Annotated in this window: 21 protein-coding genes; 15 read left to right on the top strand and 6 right to left on the bottom strand. The window is 65.3% G+C overall.

What is annotated here, in order from left to right; translation table 11 throughout:
- The first annotated feature begins 254 nt into the window (after positions 1-254).
- From QYH69_RS06880 to QYH69_RS06870, 3 genes are all read left to right on the top strand, one after another.
- Complete coding sequence (locus QYH69_RS06880; RefSeq protein ID WP_308831148.1) at positions 255-473, top strand: hypothetical protein; 219 nt, start codon at positions 255-257, stop codon at positions 471-473.
- A 214-nt stretch (positions 474-687) separates the two neighbouring features.
- Positions 688-936 (top strand): hypothetical protein, encoded by a 249-nt coding sequence (locus QYH69_RS06875; RefSeq protein ID WP_308831147.1) that lies wholly within the window; start codon positions 688-690, stop codon positions 934-936.
- A gap of 310 nt (positions 937-1,246) precedes the next feature.
- Positions 1,247-1,696, top strand: a complete 450-nt coding sequence (locus QYH69_RS06870; protein WP_308831146.1) for a hypothetical protein — start codon at positions 1,247-1,249, stop codon at positions 1,694-1,696.
- Positions 1,697-1,788: 92 nt separating this feature from the next.
- On the opposite strand, the gene QYH69_RS06865 is transcribed toward QYH69_RS06870, so the two are convergent.
- The 3 genes from QYH69_RS06865 to QYH69_RS06855 form a co-directional block, all read right to left on the bottom strand.
- Complete coding sequence (locus tag QYH69_RS06865; protein WP_308831145.1) at positions 1,789-2,202, bottom strand: DUF3331 domain-containing protein; 414 nt, start codon at positions 2,200-2,202, stop codon at positions 1,789-1,791.
- Between the two features lie 258 nt (positions 2,203-2,460).
- The gene (locus tag QYH69_RS06860) at positions 2,461-3,441 is read right to left on the bottom strand and encodes an AraC family transcriptional regulator (RefSeq protein ID WP_308831144.1); all 981 of its coding nucleotides are present in this window, start codon (positions 3,439-3,441) and stop codon (positions 2,461-2,463) included.
- Between the two features lie 146 nt (positions 3,442-3,587).
- The gene (locus tag QYH69_RS06855; protein ID WP_308831143.1) at positions 3,588-5,918 is read right to left on the bottom strand and encodes a PAS domain-containing protein; all 2,331 of its coding nucleotides are present in this window, start codon (positions 5,916-5,918) and stop codon (positions 3,588-3,590) included.
- A gap of 235 nt (positions 5,919-6,153) precedes the next feature.
- Here QYH69_RS06855 and QYH69_RS06850 point away from each other — a divergent pair, with 235 nt between their 5' ends.
- Together QYH69_RS06850 and QYH69_RS06845 are read left to right on the top strand one after the other, a co-directional pair.
- Complete coding sequence (locus QYH69_RS06850; protein WP_083615395.1) at positions 6,154-6,840, top strand: response regulator transcription factor; 687 nt, start codon at positions 6,154-6,156, stop codon at positions 6,838-6,840.
- Between the two features lie 129 nt (positions 6,841-6,969).
- Positions 6,970-7,365, top strand: a complete 396-nt coding sequence (locus tag QYH69_RS06845) for a response regulator (RefSeq protein WP_308831142.1) — start codon at positions 6,970-6,972, stop codon at positions 7,363-7,365.
- A 48-nt stretch (positions 7,366-7,413) separates the two neighbouring features.
- Here the strand turns inward: QYH69_RS06845 and QYH69_RS06840 are convergent, their stop codons facing one another.
- Positions 7,414-7,851 carry a hypothetical protein gene (locus tag QYH69_RS06840; RefSeq protein ID WP_308831141.1) on the bottom strand — a complete coding sequence of 146 codons (438 nt, stop codon included), beginning with the start codon at positions 7,849-7,851 and terminating at the stop codon, positions 7,414-7,416.
- Positions 7,852-7,918: 67 nt separating this feature from the next.
- Here QYH69_RS06840 and QYH69_RS06835 point away from each other — a divergent pair, with 67 nt between their 5' ends.
- From QYH69_RS06835 to QYH69_RS06820, 4 genes are all read left to right on the top strand, one after another.
- Complete coding sequence (locus tag QYH69_RS06835) at positions 7,919-8,488, top strand: TetR/AcrR family transcriptional regulator (protein ID WP_308831140.1); 570 nt, start codon at positions 7,919-7,921, stop codon at positions 8,486-8,488.
- 57 nt (positions 8,489-8,545) lie between these two features.
- Positions 8,546-9,427 (top strand): SDR family NAD(P)-dependent oxidoreductase, encoded by an 882-nt coding sequence (locus QYH69_RS06830; RefSeq protein WP_308831139.1) that lies wholly within the window; start codon positions 8,546-8,548, stop codon positions 9,425-9,427.
- Positions 9,428-9,502: 75 nt separating this feature from the next.
- Entirely contained in the window at positions 9,503-10,192 is a 690-nt protein-coding gene (locus tag QYH69_RS06825) for an NAD-dependent epimerase/dehydratase family protein (RefSeq protein WP_308831138.1), read from the top strand.
- A 106-nt stretch (positions 10,193-10,298) separates the two neighbouring features.
- The gene (locus QYH69_RS06820) at positions 10,299-11,312 is read left to right on the top strand and encodes a TIGR03571 family LLM class oxidoreductase (protein ID WP_308831137.1); all 1,014 of its coding nucleotides are present in this window, start codon (positions 10,299-10,301) and stop codon (positions 11,310-11,312) included.
- A 17-nt stretch (positions 11,313-11,329) separates the two neighbouring features.
- Here QYH69_RS06820 and QYH69_RS06815 read toward each other — a convergent pair whose 3' ends face one another.
- Positions 11,330-11,971 carry a cupin gene (locus tag QYH69_RS06815; RefSeq protein ID WP_308831136.1) on the bottom strand — a complete coding sequence of 214 codons (642 nt, stop codon included), beginning with the start codon at positions 11,969-11,971 and terminating at the stop codon, positions 11,330-11,332.
- Between the two features lie 226 nt (positions 11,972-12,197).
- Between QYH69_RS06815 and QYH69_RS06810 the strand changes: the two genes are divergently transcribed.
- Together QYH69_RS06810 and QYH69_RS06805 are read left to right on the top strand one after the other, a co-directional pair.
- Positions 12,198-13,466 carry a M20 family metallo-hydrolase gene (locus tag QYH69_RS06810; protein ID WP_308831135.1) on the top strand — a complete coding sequence of 423 codons (1,269 nt, stop codon included), beginning with the start codon at positions 12,198-12,200 and terminating at the stop codon, positions 13,464-13,466.
- A gap of 91 nt (positions 13,467-13,557) precedes the next feature.
- Positions 13,558-14,283, top strand: coding sequence for an urea carboxylase-associated family protein (locus tag QYH69_RS06805; protein WP_308831134.1), 726 nt, complete (start codon positions 13,558-13,560; stop codon positions 14,281-14,283).
- Between the two features lie 57 nt (positions 14,284-14,340).
- On the opposite strand, the gene QYH69_RS06800 is transcribed toward QYH69_RS06805, so the two are convergent.
- Positions 14,341-14,868: a MarR family winged helix-turn-helix transcriptional regulator gene (locus QYH69_RS06800; protein WP_308831133.1), complete on the bottom strand. Its 528-nt coding sequence runs from the start codon at positions 14,866-14,868 to the stop codon at positions 14,341-14,343.
- A gap of 377 nt (positions 14,869-15,245) precedes the next feature.
- Here QYH69_RS06800 and QYH69_RS06795 point away from each other — a divergent pair, with 377 nt between their 5' ends.
- From QYH69_RS06795 to QYH69_RS06780, 4 genes are all read left to right on the top strand, one after another.
- Complete coding sequence (locus QYH69_RS06795) at positions 15,246-16,508, top strand: amidohydrolase/deacetylase family metallohydrolase (protein WP_308831132.1); 1,263 nt, start codon at positions 15,246-15,248, stop codon at positions 16,506-16,508.
- Positions 16,509-16,570: 62 nt separating this feature from the next.
- Positions 16,571-18,979: a xanthine dehydrogenase family protein molybdopterin-binding subunit gene (locus tag QYH69_RS06790; protein ID WP_308831131.1), complete on the top strand. Its 2,409-nt coding sequence runs from the start codon at positions 16,571-16,573 to the stop codon at positions 18,977-18,979.
- The gene (locus QYH69_RS06785) at positions 18,976-19,806 is read left to right on the top strand and encodes an FAD binding domain-containing protein (protein WP_308831130.1); all 831 of its coding nucleotides are present in this window, start codon (positions 18,976-18,978) and stop codon (positions 19,804-19,806) included. The genes QYH69_RS06790 and QYH69_RS06785 overlap by 4 nt, the downstream gene beginning before the upstream one ends.
- Positions 19,803-20,339: a 2Fe-2S iron-sulfur cluster-binding protein gene (locus QYH69_RS06780; RefSeq protein WP_308831129.1), complete on the top strand. Its 537-nt coding sequence runs from the start codon at positions 19,803-19,805 to the stop codon at positions 20,337-20,339. Before QYH69_RS06785 ends, QYH69_RS06780 begins: the two co-directional genes overlap by 4 nt.
- Positions 20,340-20,382 lie beyond the last annotated feature (43 nt).

Here is a 20,382-nt window from a genome sequence, read left to right as displayed (position 1 = left end):
AATCGCACGACAGCATTGCTGTTTGCGTATCTTGTCGAGCGTAAGGGCCGGCCCAAGGTCCAGAGGAGCACACATGGCGCACGCGCGAAGCAGCACAGCACAGCCGTCGCCCACGCCGACCGGCGATGGCGGGCATTTGCGAAACGCGCATTTCGTTTGCGCAACGAGCCTCGAGCCATGCGTTTCAACATGAGCACATCGCTTCGTTCGGCCCGCTTCTTGCGTGGGCATGTGCAACAAACCCGGAGACCTACATGGATATCCTCAAACTGGCCCAGGAGTCCGGCATGCTCGTCGTGCTGGATGCACGCATCGGCAACGCCGAGTATCACAGCGTGCATGGGTCCGTGTCGTCGCTCGTCAATTTCGCCCGAGCGATCATCGAGCAGCGCGTGCGCTGCGAAGACCTTCCTGCGCCGCCTGGCAGCCGCGACGTAAAAGATTGCACGCCAGCCGAAGACACGGTTTCGTAAGCCGCTCTGCTGGTCGGACCCGGTGTTCCGCCACGGACAGGTCCGCTCTCATAGCCTAAAGCCTATGGTATCCATGAAAAACATTAACTGTCATCTTGGATGCGCCGCCCTACTCTTCAGTCATTGCCGCAAGAAAATTCGATGCGGCAAGCGCGCGAGGCTCGCTGACGCTCATCGACATTGGGCGGCGCGCGACTGAAGGAAGGAGACTGTCATGAAACGCGGCGAAGCATGTCTGCATAGGCTCGTCGATAAATGGCTCGCGCCGGCGACCGTGCTGAGCGTGCGGGTCGTGCGTTCGGGCCGCATGCCGGCGCAACGCGCGCGCTTCGTTTATATCGAAGCCATCGCACCATCCGGCAGCCGCGGCATGTTCTTCTTTCGTCATCAGGACGGCTGCTGGCGCGTGTTTCCACCGCACGACGCGCGCCCGTCGCTGTGCGTCGACGCGCTTGCGGCATAAACGGAAAACCCGCGATCAGGTTCAATGCCGTCACGCATACGTGACCGACGCGGAACGCAAACTGGAAGCGCGCGACACGCTACCGACACCGACCGGTGCGAATCTCAAAGCAAGCGTGCAGCGCCAGAAGACGCAAAACGACACGCAACCGATACTGCATACGACGCCGCAAAGCGCACGGCGCCAACTCATTCGCTCACGAGGTTTCTCAAGAAGCGCACGCCGGATCTGACGCCCCGCTTCCAGCGCCTTGCTGCATCTGTTCCAAAGCCTCAGTGCTGTGCTGCTCGAGAAGGACTGGAGAAGGATCATGGACACACGCCGACTCGCCCTGTTTCGCCGCGGGATGTTTTTTAGCGCGGCATGCGTCATGGGCGGCGTCTATGTCGGCATGCCGGCCGGCTTTGTCGATGCGTTCGGCAAGCTCGGCGCGCAAGCGCAGACGCCATTGGAAACGCTCGCAGTCGAACAGGTGAAAGTGGACGCCGATCAGATGGCGCCGGTACGCCGCGAAAGCGGGGCGCGAGAACTCGCACGCAATCCGTCGCACAGCGATTCCGCGCGTGATGCTGCACCGCTGCGGCCGCTGCGAGCACCACACGGACAACCGTCAGGTTCGATGCAAGGCGAGCCGCGCCATCAGGGAATCTGGGAATCGAAGGACGCATCGGCGGCGCGCGCCACGGGCCGCGATGCGCACGAGCGCACGCCCGGCGTGGTGCGCAAGATTCGCTACGAAGACTTCAAGCACTGGACCTGAGGCCTGAATCGAAGCAAGGCCGCACACCACACAACCGGTTCAGGCCTCGATGCCGCCGGAGCGCGAAGCGATCCGGCGCGAACCTCTCCTTCTCAAAGCCAGCACCCCGACGGTGGCGCGGGCATGGCCTCGTTCACCGCACTCGCCAGCATCATCGCCTGCGAATTGGTCGGCATCAGTTTCGCCGCGCGCGGGCGGAAGATCGCGTCGCCATATGAAATCGGCCGGCCGCTCAGCGCGCACACGCCATCGCGCCGCGCAATCGCCACGACCCACGGCTGATCGGGATAGCAGCACGAGGTCGGATCGCTCCAGCTGACCGTGAGCAGCCGCTCGCCGACCCGTTCGACGAGCCGCGCCGTGCCCGTGCACGGTGCATCCGCCGACAGGCGCAACGGGCCGCATCTGATGCGCCGCGCGCGCGGCAAACCGCTCGCGCCTTGCGACAGCGACGACAGCAGGCTCAAAGTTTGGGACCACGGATCACAACGGGCAACGTCTGACATTTTCAGGCTCCTGGCATCTGCAGCGGCGACGCGGCACTGCCTTGTCACATGTCCTCACAGCGACGCCCGGCCGCAACGCGGCTGACGTCCGGGCGCCGGCGGCCGTGCGGACCGCGGCGGCATCTGGCATGCGTTCTCTCGTCGAGCAAACGCACAAGACAGGATTCCCGACGATGGGCAGCCGCACGCGCCGCGCGGGCGGCATGCGCCGAAGGGGCGAGCGCGCCGCAGCGAGCGCGGCGCAGCCAGCGCAACGGGTCACGCTCCGGCATGGTGTGTGTCCCTCCAGCGCTTAGGCGTCGAGCCGACCATGCGCTTGAACACAGTCGTGAAGTGGGCCTGCGAGCGAAAGCCCGCGAGCTGAGCGGCATCGAGCAACGAATACTCTTCGTCGGCGAGCAGATGCTGGGCACATTCGATGCGCCGCCGCAGCAGATACTCATGCGGACGCAGACCGGTCGCGGCACGAAACTGCGCGGCAAAGTGCATGCGCGTGAGCCCGGCCGCATTCGCGACGTCTTCGAGACCGATCGCCTCCGCAAGATGCGCGTCGATATACTCGACCGCGCGCTTCAGGCGCCATTTCGGCAACGCGGACCTGCGCATCTTCGGCTGGCCTGGCTGGCCACCCGCGGGCGTGCGCGAGCGCAGTTCGAGCAGGCGGCTCACGAGCGCCAGGTTGATGCTGTCGACGTACATCTGGCCGAACGACGTGAACGCTTCGTCGGCAAGCAGCAGTGCCTGGCCGAGCCGTTCGATGCACGGATCGTGGGACACGGCCGGATCGTCGATCAGCGCGCTCATGGCCGACTCCTTGCCCGACACTTCGCGGTGGCACGCATCGAGCACCGCCTGCGGCACATACAGATGCAGCACGTCGCACGCCGTATGAAACACCGCGCGCGCCGAATGACCGGGAGAGGTGACCTGGAACATGCCGGGCATCACGCGTCCCTCGAACGTGAGACGGCCGTCATGCAGGAACGTGATGTCGGTCGAACGCAGATTCACGCCGACCGTATAGCTGTCCGGCGGCGTCGTTGCCGATAGCTCCTGGGGCGGCAAACCCGCGCCGATGCCCGCTACGGCCCAGCGCGACAACGCCAGGTGAGCGGACACCGCGGACATCGCGGATGACGCGTCGGCCGTCGCCGGCAAGCGCCACGCGTCTTCGGTACGTATGCAGGATTTCAGCGAATCCGCCAGCGACCCGCCGGCGGTCAAAGACGATGCTTCCATGGTCCACGCTCCTCGTATCTTCAACGATCGAATGCCGAAACGGGAAGCAGATCGCCTCGCCGCCGTATGGCTTCAAAGGTAGTGGAGAAAAGCGTGGCGCTCTATCGTACAAAGGTTCCCTGCATCGGTGTATAGGTGTCATCGACCTATACTTTGGTACCATCCACCGCAACTGAAAGCAGAGAAGAACAATTCGGGAGCACGAAACTCATCGTCGCGCCGAGCCCCGGTTGCGCGTAAGCACGGATTTTGCCGCCGTGCGACTCGACAATCGAGCGGCAGATCGACAGGCCCATGCCCATGCCGTCGGCGCGCGTCGTAAAGAACGGCTGAAAAAGCCGCTGCAAATCCGCCTCGGCGATGCCGGGGCCGCTGTCCTCGACATCGACCCGCACCTGGTTTTCCTGAGTGCAGGACGAGCACACGGCGAGACGCCGCGGCCGGTTCACGGTCGATGCCATGGCCTGGATCGCGTTCATCATCAGATTGATGACGACCTGCTGCAACTGCACACGGTCGCCGACAATCGTCAGCGCGCCTTGCGCAAGCTGCAAGCGCAGGTCGATCGCATGCACGCCGATCTCGCGTTGCACGAGTACCGCCGACTCCTCGAGCAGCGCATTGAGGTCGAACGGCACGCGGTTCGGCGCACTCTTCTTTGCCAGCGCGCGAATGCGCTGCACGATGCCGCCCGCGCGCCGCGCATCGCGCAGCATGTTGCTCAGCGCTTCGCGCACCTCGTTCAACTCCGGTTCGTCGCGCTCGAGCCAACGCATGCCCGCATCGCCGTTCGTCATGATCGCGGCGATCGGCTGACTCACTTCATGCGCGATCGACGCGGACAGCTCGCCGAGCGTCGTTACGCGGGTCACGTGCGCAAGCTCCGCGAGCGAGCGATGCAGCGCGTCCTGCACGTTGCGCGCCTCGGTCACATCCATCAATGCGCCGCGATATTCGTTCTGCTCATCGCCCTCACGGTCCACACGCGCAACCACATGCGCGACGAGATGCACGCGTTTGACATCGTCGTCAGCCATCAATAAGCGAAACTCGGCGTCGAGGTCGTTGCGATCGGCGGCCGCGGTTTTCATCAGCGACGATACGCGTACGCGATCGTCGGGATGCACGCGCGCGAGCATCGCCTCCAGCGACGGCTCGGCCCCGTCCGGATAGCCGAAAATTCGGTATGCCTGCTTCGACCAGAACATCTCGAAGTGCGGCACCGAAAAACCGATACTGCCGGTCTGGCTCAGCGTCTCGGCTTCGGCGAGGAACGACTCGCTGCGCGCAAGCGCTTCGGCCGCGCGCTTGTGCTCTTCGATATCGGTCGTCACGCCGTACCAGCGCACGATGCGGCCTGCGTCGTCGATGAGCGGCGTCGCGCGCAGCAGCGACCAGCGCCATGTGCCGTCGCCGCGCCGCACCCGCGACTCGTTTTCGAGCGACGTGCCGGTCGCGAGCGCGTGCTGCCAGTCGTGCTGCATCTGCGGCAGATCGTCGGGATGCACGAGCGTATGCCAGCTGTCGCCGATCCGCTCGAGCGGCACGCCGAATTCCGACCAGCGCTCGTTGACGAATACCGGGTGCCCGTCCGCCGACGACACCCACACCATCGCCGGAATCGCGTCGATCGCCGCGCGAATCTCCTGCTGTTGCCGCCCGATCTCGATCTCCATGCGCTTGCGCTGCGTGATGTCGTTGTTCGTGACGAGCACCGCGAGCGGCTGGCCCTGCGCGTCGCGCTGCAGCGTCCAGCGGCTCGCGACGATCAGCTCGCGGCCATCGCGGCACGTCTGCGCGAGTTCGCCCTCCCAGCGGTTCGTGCGCAACAGTTCGGCGAACATGACGGCGAGCGGCCGCGGAAACGCGGTGCGCACGACTTCATGCGGCGCGCGGCCGATCGCCTCGTCGGCCGACACGCCATAGAGCGCATGCGCCCCGCGGTTCCAGAAGCAGATGCTGCGTTTCATGTCGTAGACAATGAGCGCATCGCTCGTCAGATCGAGCAGCGTCACCTGCTCGCGCAACACGTCGGTGGCGGCGATGTTCTTCAGCGTCAGAAAGCCGGTGATACCGATCGCCGCGAGGCTCACGATAAAGCGCCCGACCGGCGCTCCCCCATAGGCGCCGCCGTGCGACATCACGAATGCGATCACGGTCATCGACATCAGCGTGGAACACACGGCGATCATCGAGCGCCGCGAACAGATCGGCGCGACGATCAGCACGACGACGACATAGAGGACCGCGATGGCGATGTCGAGCGGCGTCAGCGCGTCGAGCGTGAAGATCGCGGCAGCGATCGCCGCCGCGATGGCGATGCGCGAGCGGATTCTGCGCGGTGAGTCGGGTTCGGGATACTGGCAACGCAGGCGCGTGCCCCCCGGCATCTGACGTTGCGTCTGCGCCGCCACGCCGGCGCCGCCCGGCCGGGCCGCGGCGCGGCGGTCGGAACCGGCGCGGAATAGATCGGACATTTTTTATGCGTCTCCAGAATTTCATCGGCACACGACGTTCGATTGCTGGATGCGCGCGACGATCAGACATGCGAAGATATTGCCGCAGCCTGATTTCGCCGCGCCGGTTTCCTTCCTGCGACGCGCGGGCCGAACCGCACACGGGCGTCGCGCACCTTCAATGTCGGCGGGATCCCGTAACCCAAATAGCGGCCAACGGCGCCGCATGCACGCAAATACAAACGCGAATTCGATTATGGCCCAACTTCCACATGCATCCGAGAAGGCCGCCGCATCCCGCGACGGCAACAGCACGCCGATCGATCCCGACCCGGTCGTCTTCGTCGTCGACGACGACGATTCGTTTCGCGGCGCGCTCGCGAACCTGCTGCGCTCGGTCGGCATGCACGTCGAAGCATTCGCGTCCGCGCACAGCCTGCTCACCGCGAACTGGCCCGATGCACCCGCGTGCATCGTGCTCGACGTGCGGCTCAAAGCGGACAGCGGGCTCACCGTCCAGAACGACCTGGCCCGCGCGGGCGTCGAGTTGCCGATCATCTTCATGACGGGCTATGGCGATATTCCGATGACCGTGCAGGCCATGAAAGCCGGCGCCGTCGACTTCCTCACCAAACCGTTTCGCGACCAGGACCTGCTCGACGCAGTCACGCGCGCGATCAGCAACGACCGCGCGCGGCGCGAGTCGCGCAAATCGCTCACCGAACTCAAGCAGCGCTTCCAGTCGCTGTCGGCACGCGAACAGCAGGTCATGACGATGGTCGCAAAGGGCCTGCTCAACAAGCAGATCGCGGGCGAACTGGGCTTGAGCGAAATCACCGTAAAAGTTCACCGCGGCCAGGCGATGAAGAAGATGGGCGCGCGCACGCTCGCGGACTTGCTCCATCAAGCAGTGATATTGAAAATCCGCGAAGAGCAGGCTTGATGCGAAGCGTCGCACGGCATGCACCGCCCCGCACTTATACCTATATATAGTTGTGAAGCGAGGCGCGTCCGGTAACCTGTGATGGCTCGTTGCGACAGCAACGGTATTTTCTTGTAATCCAGGTTCGCAATGCCGAGTTTGCTTCCCTCTCAGGTGGTGTCGATTATCGACGACGACGAATCTGTTCGCCTCGCCACCGCCAATCTCCTTCGCTCGTTCGGCGTGCAAAGTCGCACTTTCATATCTGTGGAAGCGTTTCTGTCATCCGGATGCATAGACAACACAGCATGTGTCATCTCCGACATGCAGATGCCCGGCATGAGCGGCATCGACTTGCAGACCACGCTGCGCGAGCGGCACTTGCCGATTCCGATGGTGTTCATCACCGCATTTCCCGATCATGAACTGCGTAGCGTCGCCGAAGCGAATGGCGCCACCTGCTTTCTGACGAAACCTGTCGACGGCGAAACGATTCTCGCGTGCATCGACCGCGCGATCAATCGTCGAGGCTGCAGCGGCCGTTAGATCGATAGGCCTCGAATGATATGCGACGCGTCACGCGGCGCGGCTGCACTATACGTTGGTATAGACGCATCGCCTTCGCGCCGGGGCAAGCGGCGCGTCGCAATCTGTGGTTGCTGCACAGGTCGGCGCGGTCGCAACACGCTGCAATACCCAACGTGACGGCTTCAACGCCGCGAGATACACAATCGACTGCTGCAAATCGAAATGCTCGAACGTCAGGCCAAGCGCTGCGAGCACCAGCGTGCCGACTGCAGCGCCCTGCCAGACCGGCGCCATCGTCGCGAGCAGCATCATGACCGCGATGCACGCCACACGCGCGAGCGCAATCACCATCGGCACGACGGACAGGCCGCGCATGAACGCATCGTCGAACCACAACATCGCGATGGCCGCGACGAATAACAGCAGCGCGACGATCGAGCCGATCATGCCGGCCAGGCGATTTCGTGATCGACGCGAGCCGTCGTCGAGATTCGTCGAAAGCACTTGCGGCGCGCGCGTTCATCACGTTATTATTGAGCTCATACTCATTTATTAGCCGCAACGTTTCCGCATGGCCCGACCGAGAAGCGAAGACAAACGCAATGCCATTCTTGCCGCCGCGATCGAAGTAATCGCGGAGCAAGGGCTCGGCGCGCCGACGTCGCGCATCGCAAAGCTCGCGGGTGTCGCGGAAGGCACACTGTTTACGTACTTCGATACCAAAGACGATCTGCTCAACCAGATCTACCTCGAACTGAAGGCCGAAATGCGCGAGGTCATGATGGCGCAATATCCGAAGGCGGGCAGCCTGCAAGCGCGCGCGCGTCATGTGTGGCAACGCTTCGTCGAATGGGGCGTTGCGAACCCGGCGAAGCGGCGCGCGCTCGCGCAGCTGTCGGTGTCCGAGCGCGTTTCGGAACAGGCGAAGACGGCCGGCATGCAGGCCTTCGCCGACGTCAATCTGCTCGTACAGGAAAGCATTGCGAAGGGCGTGCTGCGCGATCACCCGCCCGCCTTTATCTCGGCCATCATGAGCGCCCTCGCGGAAACCACCATGGAATTCATGACCCGCGACCCCGCTCATGCCGGGCGCTATCGCAACGCCGGCTTCGAGGCGTTCTGGAATGCGATTTCGAAGTGAGTTTTTTTTGCCGTTTTAATTGAGTGAGTACACATTCATACGGAGGTTGAAATCACGATGTCTACTGAAACCCGGCCCAAGGTCTGGCTGATCACCGGAAGCGCGCGCGGCCTTGGCCGCGCAATCGCGCAAACCGCACTCGCAGCGGGCGAATACGTCGTGGCGACCGCACGCGATCCCCGCACGCTCGCCGATCTGGCCGACCGCTACGGAACACAGATGCGCGCGGCGGCGCTCGACGTCACCGATGCGTTAGCCGCCGCGCAAGCGGTGCAGACCGCGCTCGACGCGTTCGGACGTCTCGACGTGCTCGTCAATAACGCGGGCTTCGGTCATATCGCGCCATTCGAGCAAACGCCGGCCGCGGACTTTCGCGCGCAGATCGACACGAACTTCTACGGCGTCGTCAACGTGACGCGCGCGGCGTTGCCGGTGTTGCGGCGGCAAGGCGCAGGCCACATTTTCCAGATCTCGTCGGTAGGCGGACGCACGAGCGCGGCGGGCCTTTCCGCGTATCAGGCGGCGAAGTGGGCAGTCGGCGGTTTCACGGAGGTGATCAGTCAGGAGCTCGCGCCGTTTAACGTGCATGTCACCGCGCTCGAACCCGGCGGCATGAAAACCGAGTGGAGCCACGAAGCAGGCCGCGCGATTCCGCCGCTATTTGCCGAATACGAACCGTCGGTAGGCAGGCTGCTCGAGCTGCTGCGCGATCATGTCGGCAACGAGGCGAGCGACCCGGCGAAAGTCGCGCAGCTGATCCTGCGGCTTGCGTATCACGATCATTTGCCGCCGCATCTGCTGTTAGGCAGCGATGCGCTGCACTACTGCGGCGCAGCCGAAACCACCCGCGCGGAATATGCAATGCGCTGGCGCGAAGTCAGCGCATCGACGGACTTTGCGGCGAGCGGCCCGGAACCGGCGTTGCCGGTGCTCGCGTAAATGCCTCCCGCGGTTGGACCGCTTTTGTTCGACGCTATTGAACTGTCGTGTCACGAGGCCCGAAGGAGGCCCGCCATGAGAATCCTGATATTCGGTGCGACCGGCATGGTCGGCCAGGGCGTGTTGCGCGAATGCCTGCGCGCACCCGACGTGCAATATGTGCAGACGGTCGGCCGCACGCCGACCGGCCAGCTCGATCCGCGGCTCTACGATCTCGTCCATCGCGACTTCACCGACTTCCGTTCGATCGAGGGATCGCTGCGCGGCTTCGATGCGTGCTTCTTTTGTCTTGGCACGTCGTCGCTGGGAATGAGCGAAGCGGACTATACGCGCATCACGCACGACTTCACGATGGCCGCCGCACAAACGCTCGCGCGCCTGAATCCGCGCATGACCTTCGTGTTCGTCTCGGGCGCGAGCACGGACAGCACCGAACAAGGCCGCACGATGTGGGCGCGCGTCAAGGGCCGCACCGAAAACGCACTGCAGCGATTGCCGTTCAAGGCCGTCTATCTGATGCGCCCCGCCGTCATTCAGCCATTGCACGGAATTCGCTCGAAGACACGCATTTATCGCGCGCTCTATGCGTTGCTCGCGCCGCTGCTCACACCGTTGCGCATGCTGCTGCCGAGCCTCGTGCTGTCGACGCAGGACATCGGTCTCGCGATGCTCGCGCTTGCGCGCGAGGGCGCGGCGCAACAGGTGCTCGAAACACGCGATATACGCGAGCTGAGCCGGCATAAGATCGAGGCAGTGGTCGCCTAGCGGGACGGCCGCCGGCAACGCGCCTTCTTCGCGCAACGAGGCGCGGTGATACCATCGATGCACATCGAGCACGTCTGTGCCGCCCTGCCCCGACCGAAAGCATCCGATGCCCGCTCACGCCGACGGCCCCGCCGACCACCTTGCCGACCGCCTTGCCGACACCCGCGCAAACAGCACCTCGAACGAACCGGTCGAACGGCGCGTATTTCGCGCCGGCCATCTGTCGATCGGCTTGACGTTGCCGCTGCTGCCGGCCGGGCAGATCGTCGCGGACTTCAACGAACAGATCGCACTCGCGCAACGCGCGGACGCGCTCGGGTATCGCGCCTTGTGGGTCCGCGACGTACCGCTCAACAGCGCCGACTATCCGGACCCGGTCGGACATCTGGACCCGTGGGTACTGCTCGGTGCGCTCGCATCGAATACGGCACGCATCGCGCTCGTCAGCGGCGCGATCGTGCTGACGCTGCGCCATCCGCTGCATATCGCGAAAGGCGCGATCTCGGTACAGAACCTGTCGCGCGGCCGCTTTATTCTGGGCCTCGGCTCCGGCGACCGGCCGCCCGAATACGCAGCATTCGGCGCAAACGGCGACGCGCGCCGCGAACTGTATCGGCGGCATTGGGAGACGGTAGCGGCCGCGGTCGGCCCGGCCGCGCGCGTGCTTCCCGACGCAGCGCCCGACGGCGCCCCCGAATTCACGCTGCTGCCGCAAGCGCCGCGGCCCGTGCCGCTGCTTGCGGTCGGGTCGGGCGGGCAAAGCGTCGACTGGATCGCGCGTCATTCGATCGGCTGGATGACCTACCATCGCGAGCCCGATGCGCAGCAGGCGCGGCACAGCATGTGGCGCGCCGCCGTCGAACGATCGGTGCCCGGCCAATTCCGCGCATTCGGCGCGGCGCTGCGGCTCGAACTCAGCGACGCGCCCGACGAGCCCGCGACGCCGCTCGCGCTCGGTTATCGCGCCGGGCGGCACGCGCTCGCCGCGTTACTGCGCGCGATGCGCGAGCACGGCACGCATCATGTTTCGCTGAATCTGCCGTCGTCGCCGCGAGCGCCGCGCGAAGTGATCGAAGAACTTGCGCAATACGTGCTGCACGAATTTCATACGGAAGGCTGACGCGCAAAGCACTTGCCTCAAGCGGTCCGCCACAGTTTCGCCAACGGCCCTTCGCGCCCCGTCAACGGGTCCGATGCCGGAAACACCACCTGGCGCATCGCCTGCAGCTGCGCCGCGGATAAACCGACACGGCTGATACCGATATCCTCATCGGGCGGATACGCACCGACCACCAGAAAATCCGCGCTTGCCTCGAGCTTGCAATGACCGGTGCCGGCCGGCAGCACCACGACGTCGCCGGCATTTACCCGCACCTCGCGCCCGATCGGCTCGGGTCCGCCGAGTACGAGCCGCGCGCTGCCGCCCGCGAAACCGAGCACCTCGTGCGTCGACGGATGAAAATGGTGGAAGCTGTAAATGCCATTGCGCCATTGCGGCGGCCAGCCGTTACGCGCGAACGCCTGCTCGAACGATGCAGCAGGGTCGCTGCCCGAAATCGGCACGGCCGCACGATAAACGAGTACCGGCAAGCGCTGGTTATTCGGAATCCAGCCGTTGGGCTCGAAGCTCAGGGTTTCAGGCTGCACGGGATGCGTCGACAAGGATTCGCCGGCCGATGCGCCGCTCGCCGCGCGACTCAACGCGGCCGGCAACAGGCCGCCCGTGATCCCGCCGGCGGCGATAGCGGCGCTGACGCGCCGGCGCTTCGTGTTCGTCATTTCGACGCTCTCCATGATGGCCCGGATCGGGAATGCTCGACATCGCGGTTCAGCTTAGACGAAAAATAACGGGGCCGTCGCTCACTCGGGCACGCATTCCGGCATACATCATGCTTGAAGCATCGCCTCGTGCGCTTCGTGACAGCGATCGCACGCTTTCACTATTCTTGAACTGGCATCGCATCAGCGAGGCGACGCGCCTGCGGCGCACGGACACGCAAACGACATGACCCCACTCTCCCACGACACGACAAGCGCACTACGCGCAGCGCAGCATGTCGACGCCACCCGCCTGATCGACGCAATCGATGCGCTCGCAACGATCGGCGCGCGCGGCGACGGCGGCGTCGACCGCCCCGCGCTGTCGGCACTCGAGTTCAGCGCACGGCGCGGCCTTATCGAACGCGCAGAGGCGCTCGGCTGCACGGTCTCGACCGACGCCTGCGCGAATCTCTTTTTCCGCCGCGCCGGCGATGAAGACCTGCCGCCCGTCATGACCGGCAGCCATATCGACACGCAGCCGACCGGCGGCCGGCTCGACGGCGCGTACGGCGTCCTGGCCGGATTCGAATGCCTCGCCGCGCTTGCCGACGCGAATATCCGCACGCGCCGTCCGCTCGAAGTCGCGATCTGGACCAACGAGGAAGGCTCGCGCTTTCAGCCTGGCGCGATGGGCTCGAGCACGTTCGTCGACCCGTCGCGGCTCGACGGTTACCGGAAGGTCAGCGATGCAGCCGGCGTCACGTTCGGCGCGACGCTCGATGCGCATCGCAGCGAATTTCCCGCGCTCGCGACGCGTACCTTGGCCCCTGTCCATGCCTTTATCGAACTGCATATCGAACAGGGACCACTGCTCGAACTGGCCGCCACGCCGCTTGGCGTCGTGACCGGTATTCAGGGTGTGCGCTGGCATTCGGTCCGCTGCAGCGGCGCGGCCGCGCACGCGGGCACGACGCCGATGCAGGTGCGCCGCGACGCGATGACGCTCGCGGTTCGCGTGCGCGGCGCAATCGAAGCGTTCGCGCTCGAACTCGGCGGAGAAGCGGCACGCATCACGTTCGGCAGCTGGCACATCGAACCGAACTCGATCAATACGATTCCGTCGGCGGTCACCTTCACAGTCGACTTCCGTCATCCGGAGCCCGCGGTGCTCGCACGCTTCGACGCGGCGCTCGCCGACTGCATGGCGCAACACGGCGCCGACGTGCATCTCGAACCGCTGTTCGAGCACGCGCCCGTGCATTTCGCCGACTCCGCCATCGCGCGCGTGCAAGCGGCCTGCGATGCGTTGGGCGTGCGCTCGCAACCGATCGTCTCGGGCGCGTTTCATGACGCGCTGCATCTCGCGAAGCACTGCGCGAGCGCGATGATCTTCGTGCCGAGCCGCGCCGGCATCAGCCATAACCCGCTCGAAGCCACCGCGGACGAACATCTCGTGCTGGGCACGCGTGCCCTCGCGCACTGCCTCGTCGAGCTTTGCAACGAAGCGCCCTGACCTGAAGACCCGCAACACCGTGACGACCCGACCCCGAAGCTCAACGCGGGTCTTCCGGAACCCGACACCACCCGTACAAAAGGAACCAGCAATGACCGCATCCACCCTCGCCGCCACCCTCGCTGCCGCCGAAACCCACGCGCACACGCACGACGACAACGGCACCGCACTCGGCGAAAACGCGACCTTGCACGAGCCGATTTCCGCCGACGGCACGCCCGAACCCGGCCGCACCTACACCGTTCCGGCGCGCTGCGGCCGCGCCGTGCGCGTGAAAGCGGGCCAAACGATACGCGTGACGAACACGCACGGCACGCAGGTCTGCGATACATGGATTTTCAACGCCGCGCATCTGAACGAGTTCCTGTCGTTCGAGCATACGCGCGCCTTTATCGACAAGGTGATTCCGCAAGCAGGCGACCCGCTCGTGACGAACCAGCGCCGTCCGATCGCCGAGCTGATCGCCGACACGTCGCCGGGCGTGCACGACACGCTGATCGCCGCCTGCGACCTGTACCGCTACCGCAACTTCGGCGTAACGGGCTATCACGACAACTGCGCGGACAACATGCGGCTCGCACTCAAGGCAATCGGCCTGCGTGCACGCGAAGTGCCGCAGCCGTTCAACCTGTGGATGAACATTCCGGTGAAGTCCGACTATTCGATCGAGTGGCTGCCGGCTGTATCGAAGGCCGGCGACTACGTCGACATCAAGGCCGTGATGGATTGCGTGTTCGTATTTTCCGCATGCCCGCAAGACATCGTGCCGATCAACGCGCTGCATCCGGTGGAAGTGGAATTCACGGTGCTCGCATAGTCTCGGTACGCAGCCGCGCGGCTGCGTGGCCGGTGAGCCGCGCAGCCGCTTTGGCGATCAATCCTGCGGCAAGCGGAACGGCACCACGCTGTTCTCGTTGTTCGCCTCGACGAGCCGGATCAGTTGCAGCATGAACAGGTCGCGCTCGTCGGGCGGCAGATGCTCGATCGTGCGGTCGTGCGCACGCTGCACCGCGGGCGCCATCTTCGCAACGAGGCGCTTGCCCTGCCGTGTCAGCTTGACGAGCTTCACGCGCCGGTCGTAGTCGGCCTGGCGGCGCTCGATCAACCCGCGCCCTTCGAGACGCGGCATCACCTCGGCCACGCTCGAACGCTCGAGGCCGATTTCAATGGCAAGCGAGTTCTGATCGATCTCGCCGAGCGCGTCGAGCGCCGTCAGCAGGCTGTACTGCACGGGCGTGACGTCGAATTCCGCCGTTTCCTCGGCAAACAGAAAACCGTGAATCTGATGCATGCGGCGAATCAGGAAGCCGGGCCGGCTGAACAGCGGCGAACGCGCCTGCCATGCGCGCAACGCTTCGCTGACCGAAGGTGCGGCGGTTTCATCGTTGATCGTGGTCGACATGGGTCTTTGGTCCTGGGCAAACAAGCTGGCAAAGAAGCCGGCAAACAGGCCGGCAAATGCGCTCGCTCGCGCGCACGCCGCAACACCGGATGCGCTGCATTCTAGCGAATCGGCGCGCGCGAATAAATAATCGGGGTACACCACACAATTCACCATAATCATGCGCGACGCCTTGATCCGGTGCGCGGCCGCACCACCGAGGCGTCGACGGCGGGCACGCAAGCGCGCCGCAGCCTGTCCATGCAAATGCCGTGCGGACCCTCACGCACCGCATGAGGTAGCGGCGCCTCGCACGCTTTGCCCGCCCGCATTGAAAACCGGCATGGTATTTGCGGTACACCACGCATTTCTCACAGCCAACCAGCCCGATATCCGCTATGACCCAGGTTCTACTGAAAGGCGGCCGAGTGATCGATCCCGCAGCCGGTCTCGACGCGACGCTCGACATCCTCGTCGAAGGCGAGCGCATTGCCGCGATCGGCCCGGACCTTGCCGCGACCGCACCGATCGCCGAAATCATCGACTGCAAGGACCGGCTCGTGCTGCCGGGCCTCATCGACACGCACGCGCACGTCTATCAGTACGTGACCGGCCGCTTCGGGCTGAACCCCGACATGTGCGGCGTGCGCTCCGGCGTCACGACGCTCGTCGACCAGGGCGGCCCCAGCTGCATCACGATTCCGGGGTTTCGCAGCTTTATCGCCGAACCGTCGAAAACGCGCGTGCTCGCGTTTATCTCCGCCTATATCGTCGGCGGCCTCGAGGGACACTACTACCCCGAGCTTTATCGCCCCGAGTGTCTCGACGCATCGGCGACCGTGAAAGCCGCACGCGCGAATACCGACCTCGTGAAAGGCGTGAAGGCGCATGCCGAAATCGGCGGCTTCGCGCGTTGGGGCCTCGACGTCATGAAGATCGCGTCGCAGATCGGCCGCGACGCGCAACTGCCCGTTTATATCCATTTCGGTCAGCTGTGGCCCAAACCGGAAAGCGGCGGCGTGCCCGTCAATCCCGATTCGATCTTCAATCAGGTCGTCGAAACGCTGAAGCCCGGCGATATCCTCGCGCACCCGTTCAGCCGCCATCCGGGCGGCTTCGTCGAGGAAAACGGCAAGCTGCATCCGCTCGTGCCCGAAGCGATTGCGCGCGGTCTGAAAATCGACGTCGGCCACGGCTCGCACTTCAGCTTCAAAACGGCGCGCATCGTGCTCGATGCGGGCGTCGTGCCCGACACGCTCGGCGCCGATATGCACGGCTACAACACGCACCTGCCGGCGCCGGCAGGTACGCCCGATAGCCACCCGGACGAAGAGCACTCGTTCCTCGGCCGCACGCAATTCAGTCTCGTCAGCGCGATGACGAGCATGCTCGCGCTCGGATTGCCGCTCGAACAGGTGGTGCGGATGGTCACGTCGAACGCGGCGCGCATGATCGGCATGGAAGGCCAGCTCGGCACGTTGAAGCCGGGCGGCGTGGCCGACATCAGCGTGCTCGAAGACCGCCGCGGCCGCTGGGTGCTCGAAGACAACGAGGGCACGCAGGTCGTCACGGACCGCATGCTGACGCCCGTGCTGTGCGTGCGCGACGGCGTACGCTACGACGCGAACTCGCCGAGCCTGCCGCTCGCGCGGGCCGCGTAAGCGCAAGCACGGCGCAACACCGGCTTTCGATCTCCACTTCACGCCGCGAGGAACACTCCAAGATGATCAAACGACCCGTCAGGCAACCGTCGGACCGCCCGCAAGGCATCGGCGCGTCGCTCGAGCGCAAGGAAGACGCGCGCTTCATGCACGGGCGCGGCGAATACGTCGGCAACATCCGCATGGTCGGCATGCTCGACGTCGCGTTCGTGCGCAGTCCGATCGCGCACGGTCATATCGTCGGCATCGAAAAGCCCGTGGGCCAGGAGCACACGGTGTATACGCACGCCGATCTCGACGGCGTGCAGCCGATCGTCGCGAACTCGGGGCTGCCGGGCTTCAAGTCGTCCGAACAGCCTGTTCTCGCGCGAGGCAAGGTTCGTCAGGTTGGCGAAATGATCGCGATGTGCGTGGCCGCCACACGCGCCGAAGCCGAGGATATCGCCGCGCAGGTGTTTGTCGACTTCGAAGAGCTGCCCGCGGTCGTCGATATGCTCGACGCGCGCAGCGAAGGCGCCGCGCTCGTGCACGAGCATTGGGGCGACAACGTATTCCTCGAAACCTTCGTCGACGCGAAAAACGAAACCGACCTCGACGACATCCGCCGCACCGCACCGATCCGCGTACAACGGAAGCTGCGAACGTCGCGCCAGAGCATGGCGCCGATGGAAGGCCGCGGCGTCGTCGCGCACTGGGACAAGCGGCTTGCGCAACTGATCGTCCACACGTCGGCGCAGATGCCGCATATCACGCGCACGGGTCTCGCGCAGTGTCTCGGTCTCGACGAAGGCCAGGTGCGCGTCATCGCGCCCGACGTGGGCGGCGGCTTCGGCTACAAGGGCATTCTGCTGCCCGAAGAAGTGTGCTGCGGGTGGCTCGCGATGCAGCTTGAGCGGCCGATCCGCTGGCTGGAAGACCGCCGCGAGCAATTGACCGCGAACGCGAATTGCCGCGAGCACGACTACGACATCACCGCGTATGCGCAGCGCGACGGACGTCTGATTGCAGTCGAATGCGAAGCAACCGTCGATTCCGGTGCGTATTCGTCCTATCCGTTTTCGGCGTGCCTCGAAGCGGCGCAAGTCGGCAGCATTCTGCCCGGCCCGTACAAGATGGACCGCTATCGCTGCCGCACGTGGTCGGTCGCGACCAACAAGCCGCCGATCCTGCCGTATCGCGGCGTCGCGCGCACGGGCGTCTGCTATGCGATCGAAACGATGATGGACGCGATTGCGGTCGCGGCCGGTCTCGAGCCGCACGAAGTCCGGCTGCGCAATCTGGTCGAACCGCATGAAATGCCGTTCGACAACATCACGAACAAGCATTTCGACAGCGGCGACTATCCGGAAGCGGTGCGCCGCGCGGTCGCCGCGATCGACCTGCCCGCGGTGCGCGCGCGGCAGCGGCGCGGCGAGGCGGATGGACGCCGGATCGGCTTCGGCATCGCGGTGTTCTGCGAACAGGGCGCGCACGGCACCTCCGTTTATCACGGCTGGGGCATTCCGATGGTGCCGGGGCGCGAGCCCGCGGTGCTGCGCCTGACGCCCGACGGCGTGCTCGAAATACGCGCGGGCGTGCACTCGCATGGCCAGAGCATGGAGACGACGCTCGCGCAGATCGCCCACGACGTGCTCGGCATCGATACCGATCGAATCCGTGTCGTGCTCGGCGATACGGGCGTCACGCCCTACTCGACCGGCACCTGGGGCTCGCGCTCGATCGTGATGGCCGGCGGCGCGGTCGGACAGGCCGCGAAGGAACTCAAGCAACGGCTGCTGAAAATCGGCGCGTGGCTGCTGAAAACGCCCGTCGAAGACGCGAGCTGGCAACCGGGCGCCGTGCTCGGCGCCGACGGCGCAGCGTGCACGCTCGAGCAGATCGCGCACACGTGGTACCTGAAACCGCAGTTGCTGCCGCCCGATGTCGACCCGCGCGGACTCGAAGTCGCGACCACGTATCAGGCGAAGCGCGACACGGGCACCTTCAGCTATGCATGCCACGCGGTCGTCGTTGCCGTCGATACCGCGCTCGGACTCACGGAGATTCTCGACTACGTGATCGTCGAAGACGGCGGTGTGCTGATCAATCCGATGGTCGTCGACGGCCAGGTGTATGGCGGCGCCGCACAAGGCATCGGCACCGCGCTCTACGAAGCGATGCCCTATAGCGAAGACGGCCAGCCGCTCGCCTCGACGCTCGCCGACTATCTGCTGCCCGGCGCGACCGAAGTGCCGCCGATCCGCATCGAGCATATGGAAACGCCGGCTCCCTACACCGAGTTCGGCCAGAAAGGCATCGGCGAATCGGGCGCGATCGGCTCGACCGCCGCGATCGCGAATGCGGTCAACGATGCATTGCGGCCGCTTGGCGCCGAAGTGACGCGTCTGCCGGTCTCGCCGCGCGCCGTGCTCGAAGCGCTCGCGCAAGCGAGCGCCGCGCGCAGCGATGCCGCTAAAGGAGTACCCGCATGAAAGCCGCTGCATTCGACTACGAAAAGCCGCAGGCCTGCGACGATGCGGTACGCCTCGTCGCCGCGAGCGACGGCATCGGCAAGTTCGTTGCCGGCAGCCAGTCGCTCGGCCCGATGATGAACCTGCGTTTCGCGCAACCGGAACTGCTCGTCGATGTGCGCGGCATCGCCGCGTTGCGCACATGCCGCGATGAAGGCGAATTCGGCGTGCTGGGCGCGGGCATCACGCACGCGCAGATCGAAGACCGCATGGTCGACGACTACACGCAAGGTCTGATGGCCTACGTCGCGCGCGGCATCGCCTACCGCGCCGTGCGCAATCGCGGCACGCTCGGCGGGAGTCTCGCGCATGCGGACCCGGCGGCAGACTGGATCAACGTGATGTGCGGGCTCGACGCAGACTTTCTCGTGGCAGGCCCGCAAGGCGAACGCATCGTCAAAAGCGCCGACTGGATGGCCGGCGCCTTTACGACCGCGCTCGAACCCGACGAGCTGCTGACCGGCGTGCGCATCCGCAAGCTGACCACCGGCGCGCGCTGGAGCTATTACAAGTTCAACCGCAAACCCGGCGAGTTCGCCGAAGCGATCGCGCTTTTTATCGACGATAGCGCGGCAGGCATCTGCCGCGCGGTGATCGGCGCGCTCGACGGCCCGCCGCACCTGATCGCCGACGCGCGCGCATTGATCGATGCGCCGCAGCCGGCCACGCTCGAACCGCATCTGCTCGACGCGGGCCTCGAACCAGGCAGCTATGAATACCAGGTGCATCGCGTCGCACTCGAACGCGCGGCCGCGACGCTCCGCAAAGATGGCAGGAACCCGCAATGACCGACGCGCTGAAAAAACCGCTGCAACTGACCGTCAACCACACGCCGGTCGCCGCCTTCGTCGAACCGCGCACGAATCTCGCCGACTTCCTGCGTGAAACGCAACTGCTGACCGGCACCAACATCGGCTGCGAACAGGGCGTCTGCGGCGCCTGCACGGTGCAGATCGACGGCGCGCCGGCGCGCTCGTGCATCACGCCGGCCATTGCGTGCGCGGGCGCGCAGGTGCGCACGATCGAAGGCTTCGACAACGACGCGCTGATGAACGAGCTGCGCGCCGCGTTTTCCGCCGAGCACGCGCTGCAATGCGGCTATTGCACACCGGGCATGCTCGTGACCGCGCGCGACATCGTGACCCGTCTGCCCGACGCCGACGATGCGCGCGTGCGCTACGAACTCGCGGGCAATCTGTGCCGCTGCACCGGCTATGTCGGTATCGTCCGCGCGATCCGCCGCGTGCTCGATGCGCGGCGCGCGGCGGCCGCTGCGCCCGCCTCCCGGGCGTCGACCACGGCCGCGGCCAGCGCGGTTTGACCTGCTGCGAAAACGTAACCGCCGCCTTCTAATCTTTGCCGCT

It is taken from the genome of Paraburkholderia sp. SARCC-3016 (genome assembly GCF_031119615.1).
GTDB lineage: Bacteria > Pseudomonadota > Gammaproteobacteria > Burkholderiales > Burkholderiaceae > Paraburkholderia.
The sequence above is the reverse complement of the archived record's forward strand: the minus strand, read 5'-3'. Positions and strand labels throughout refer to the sequence as shown.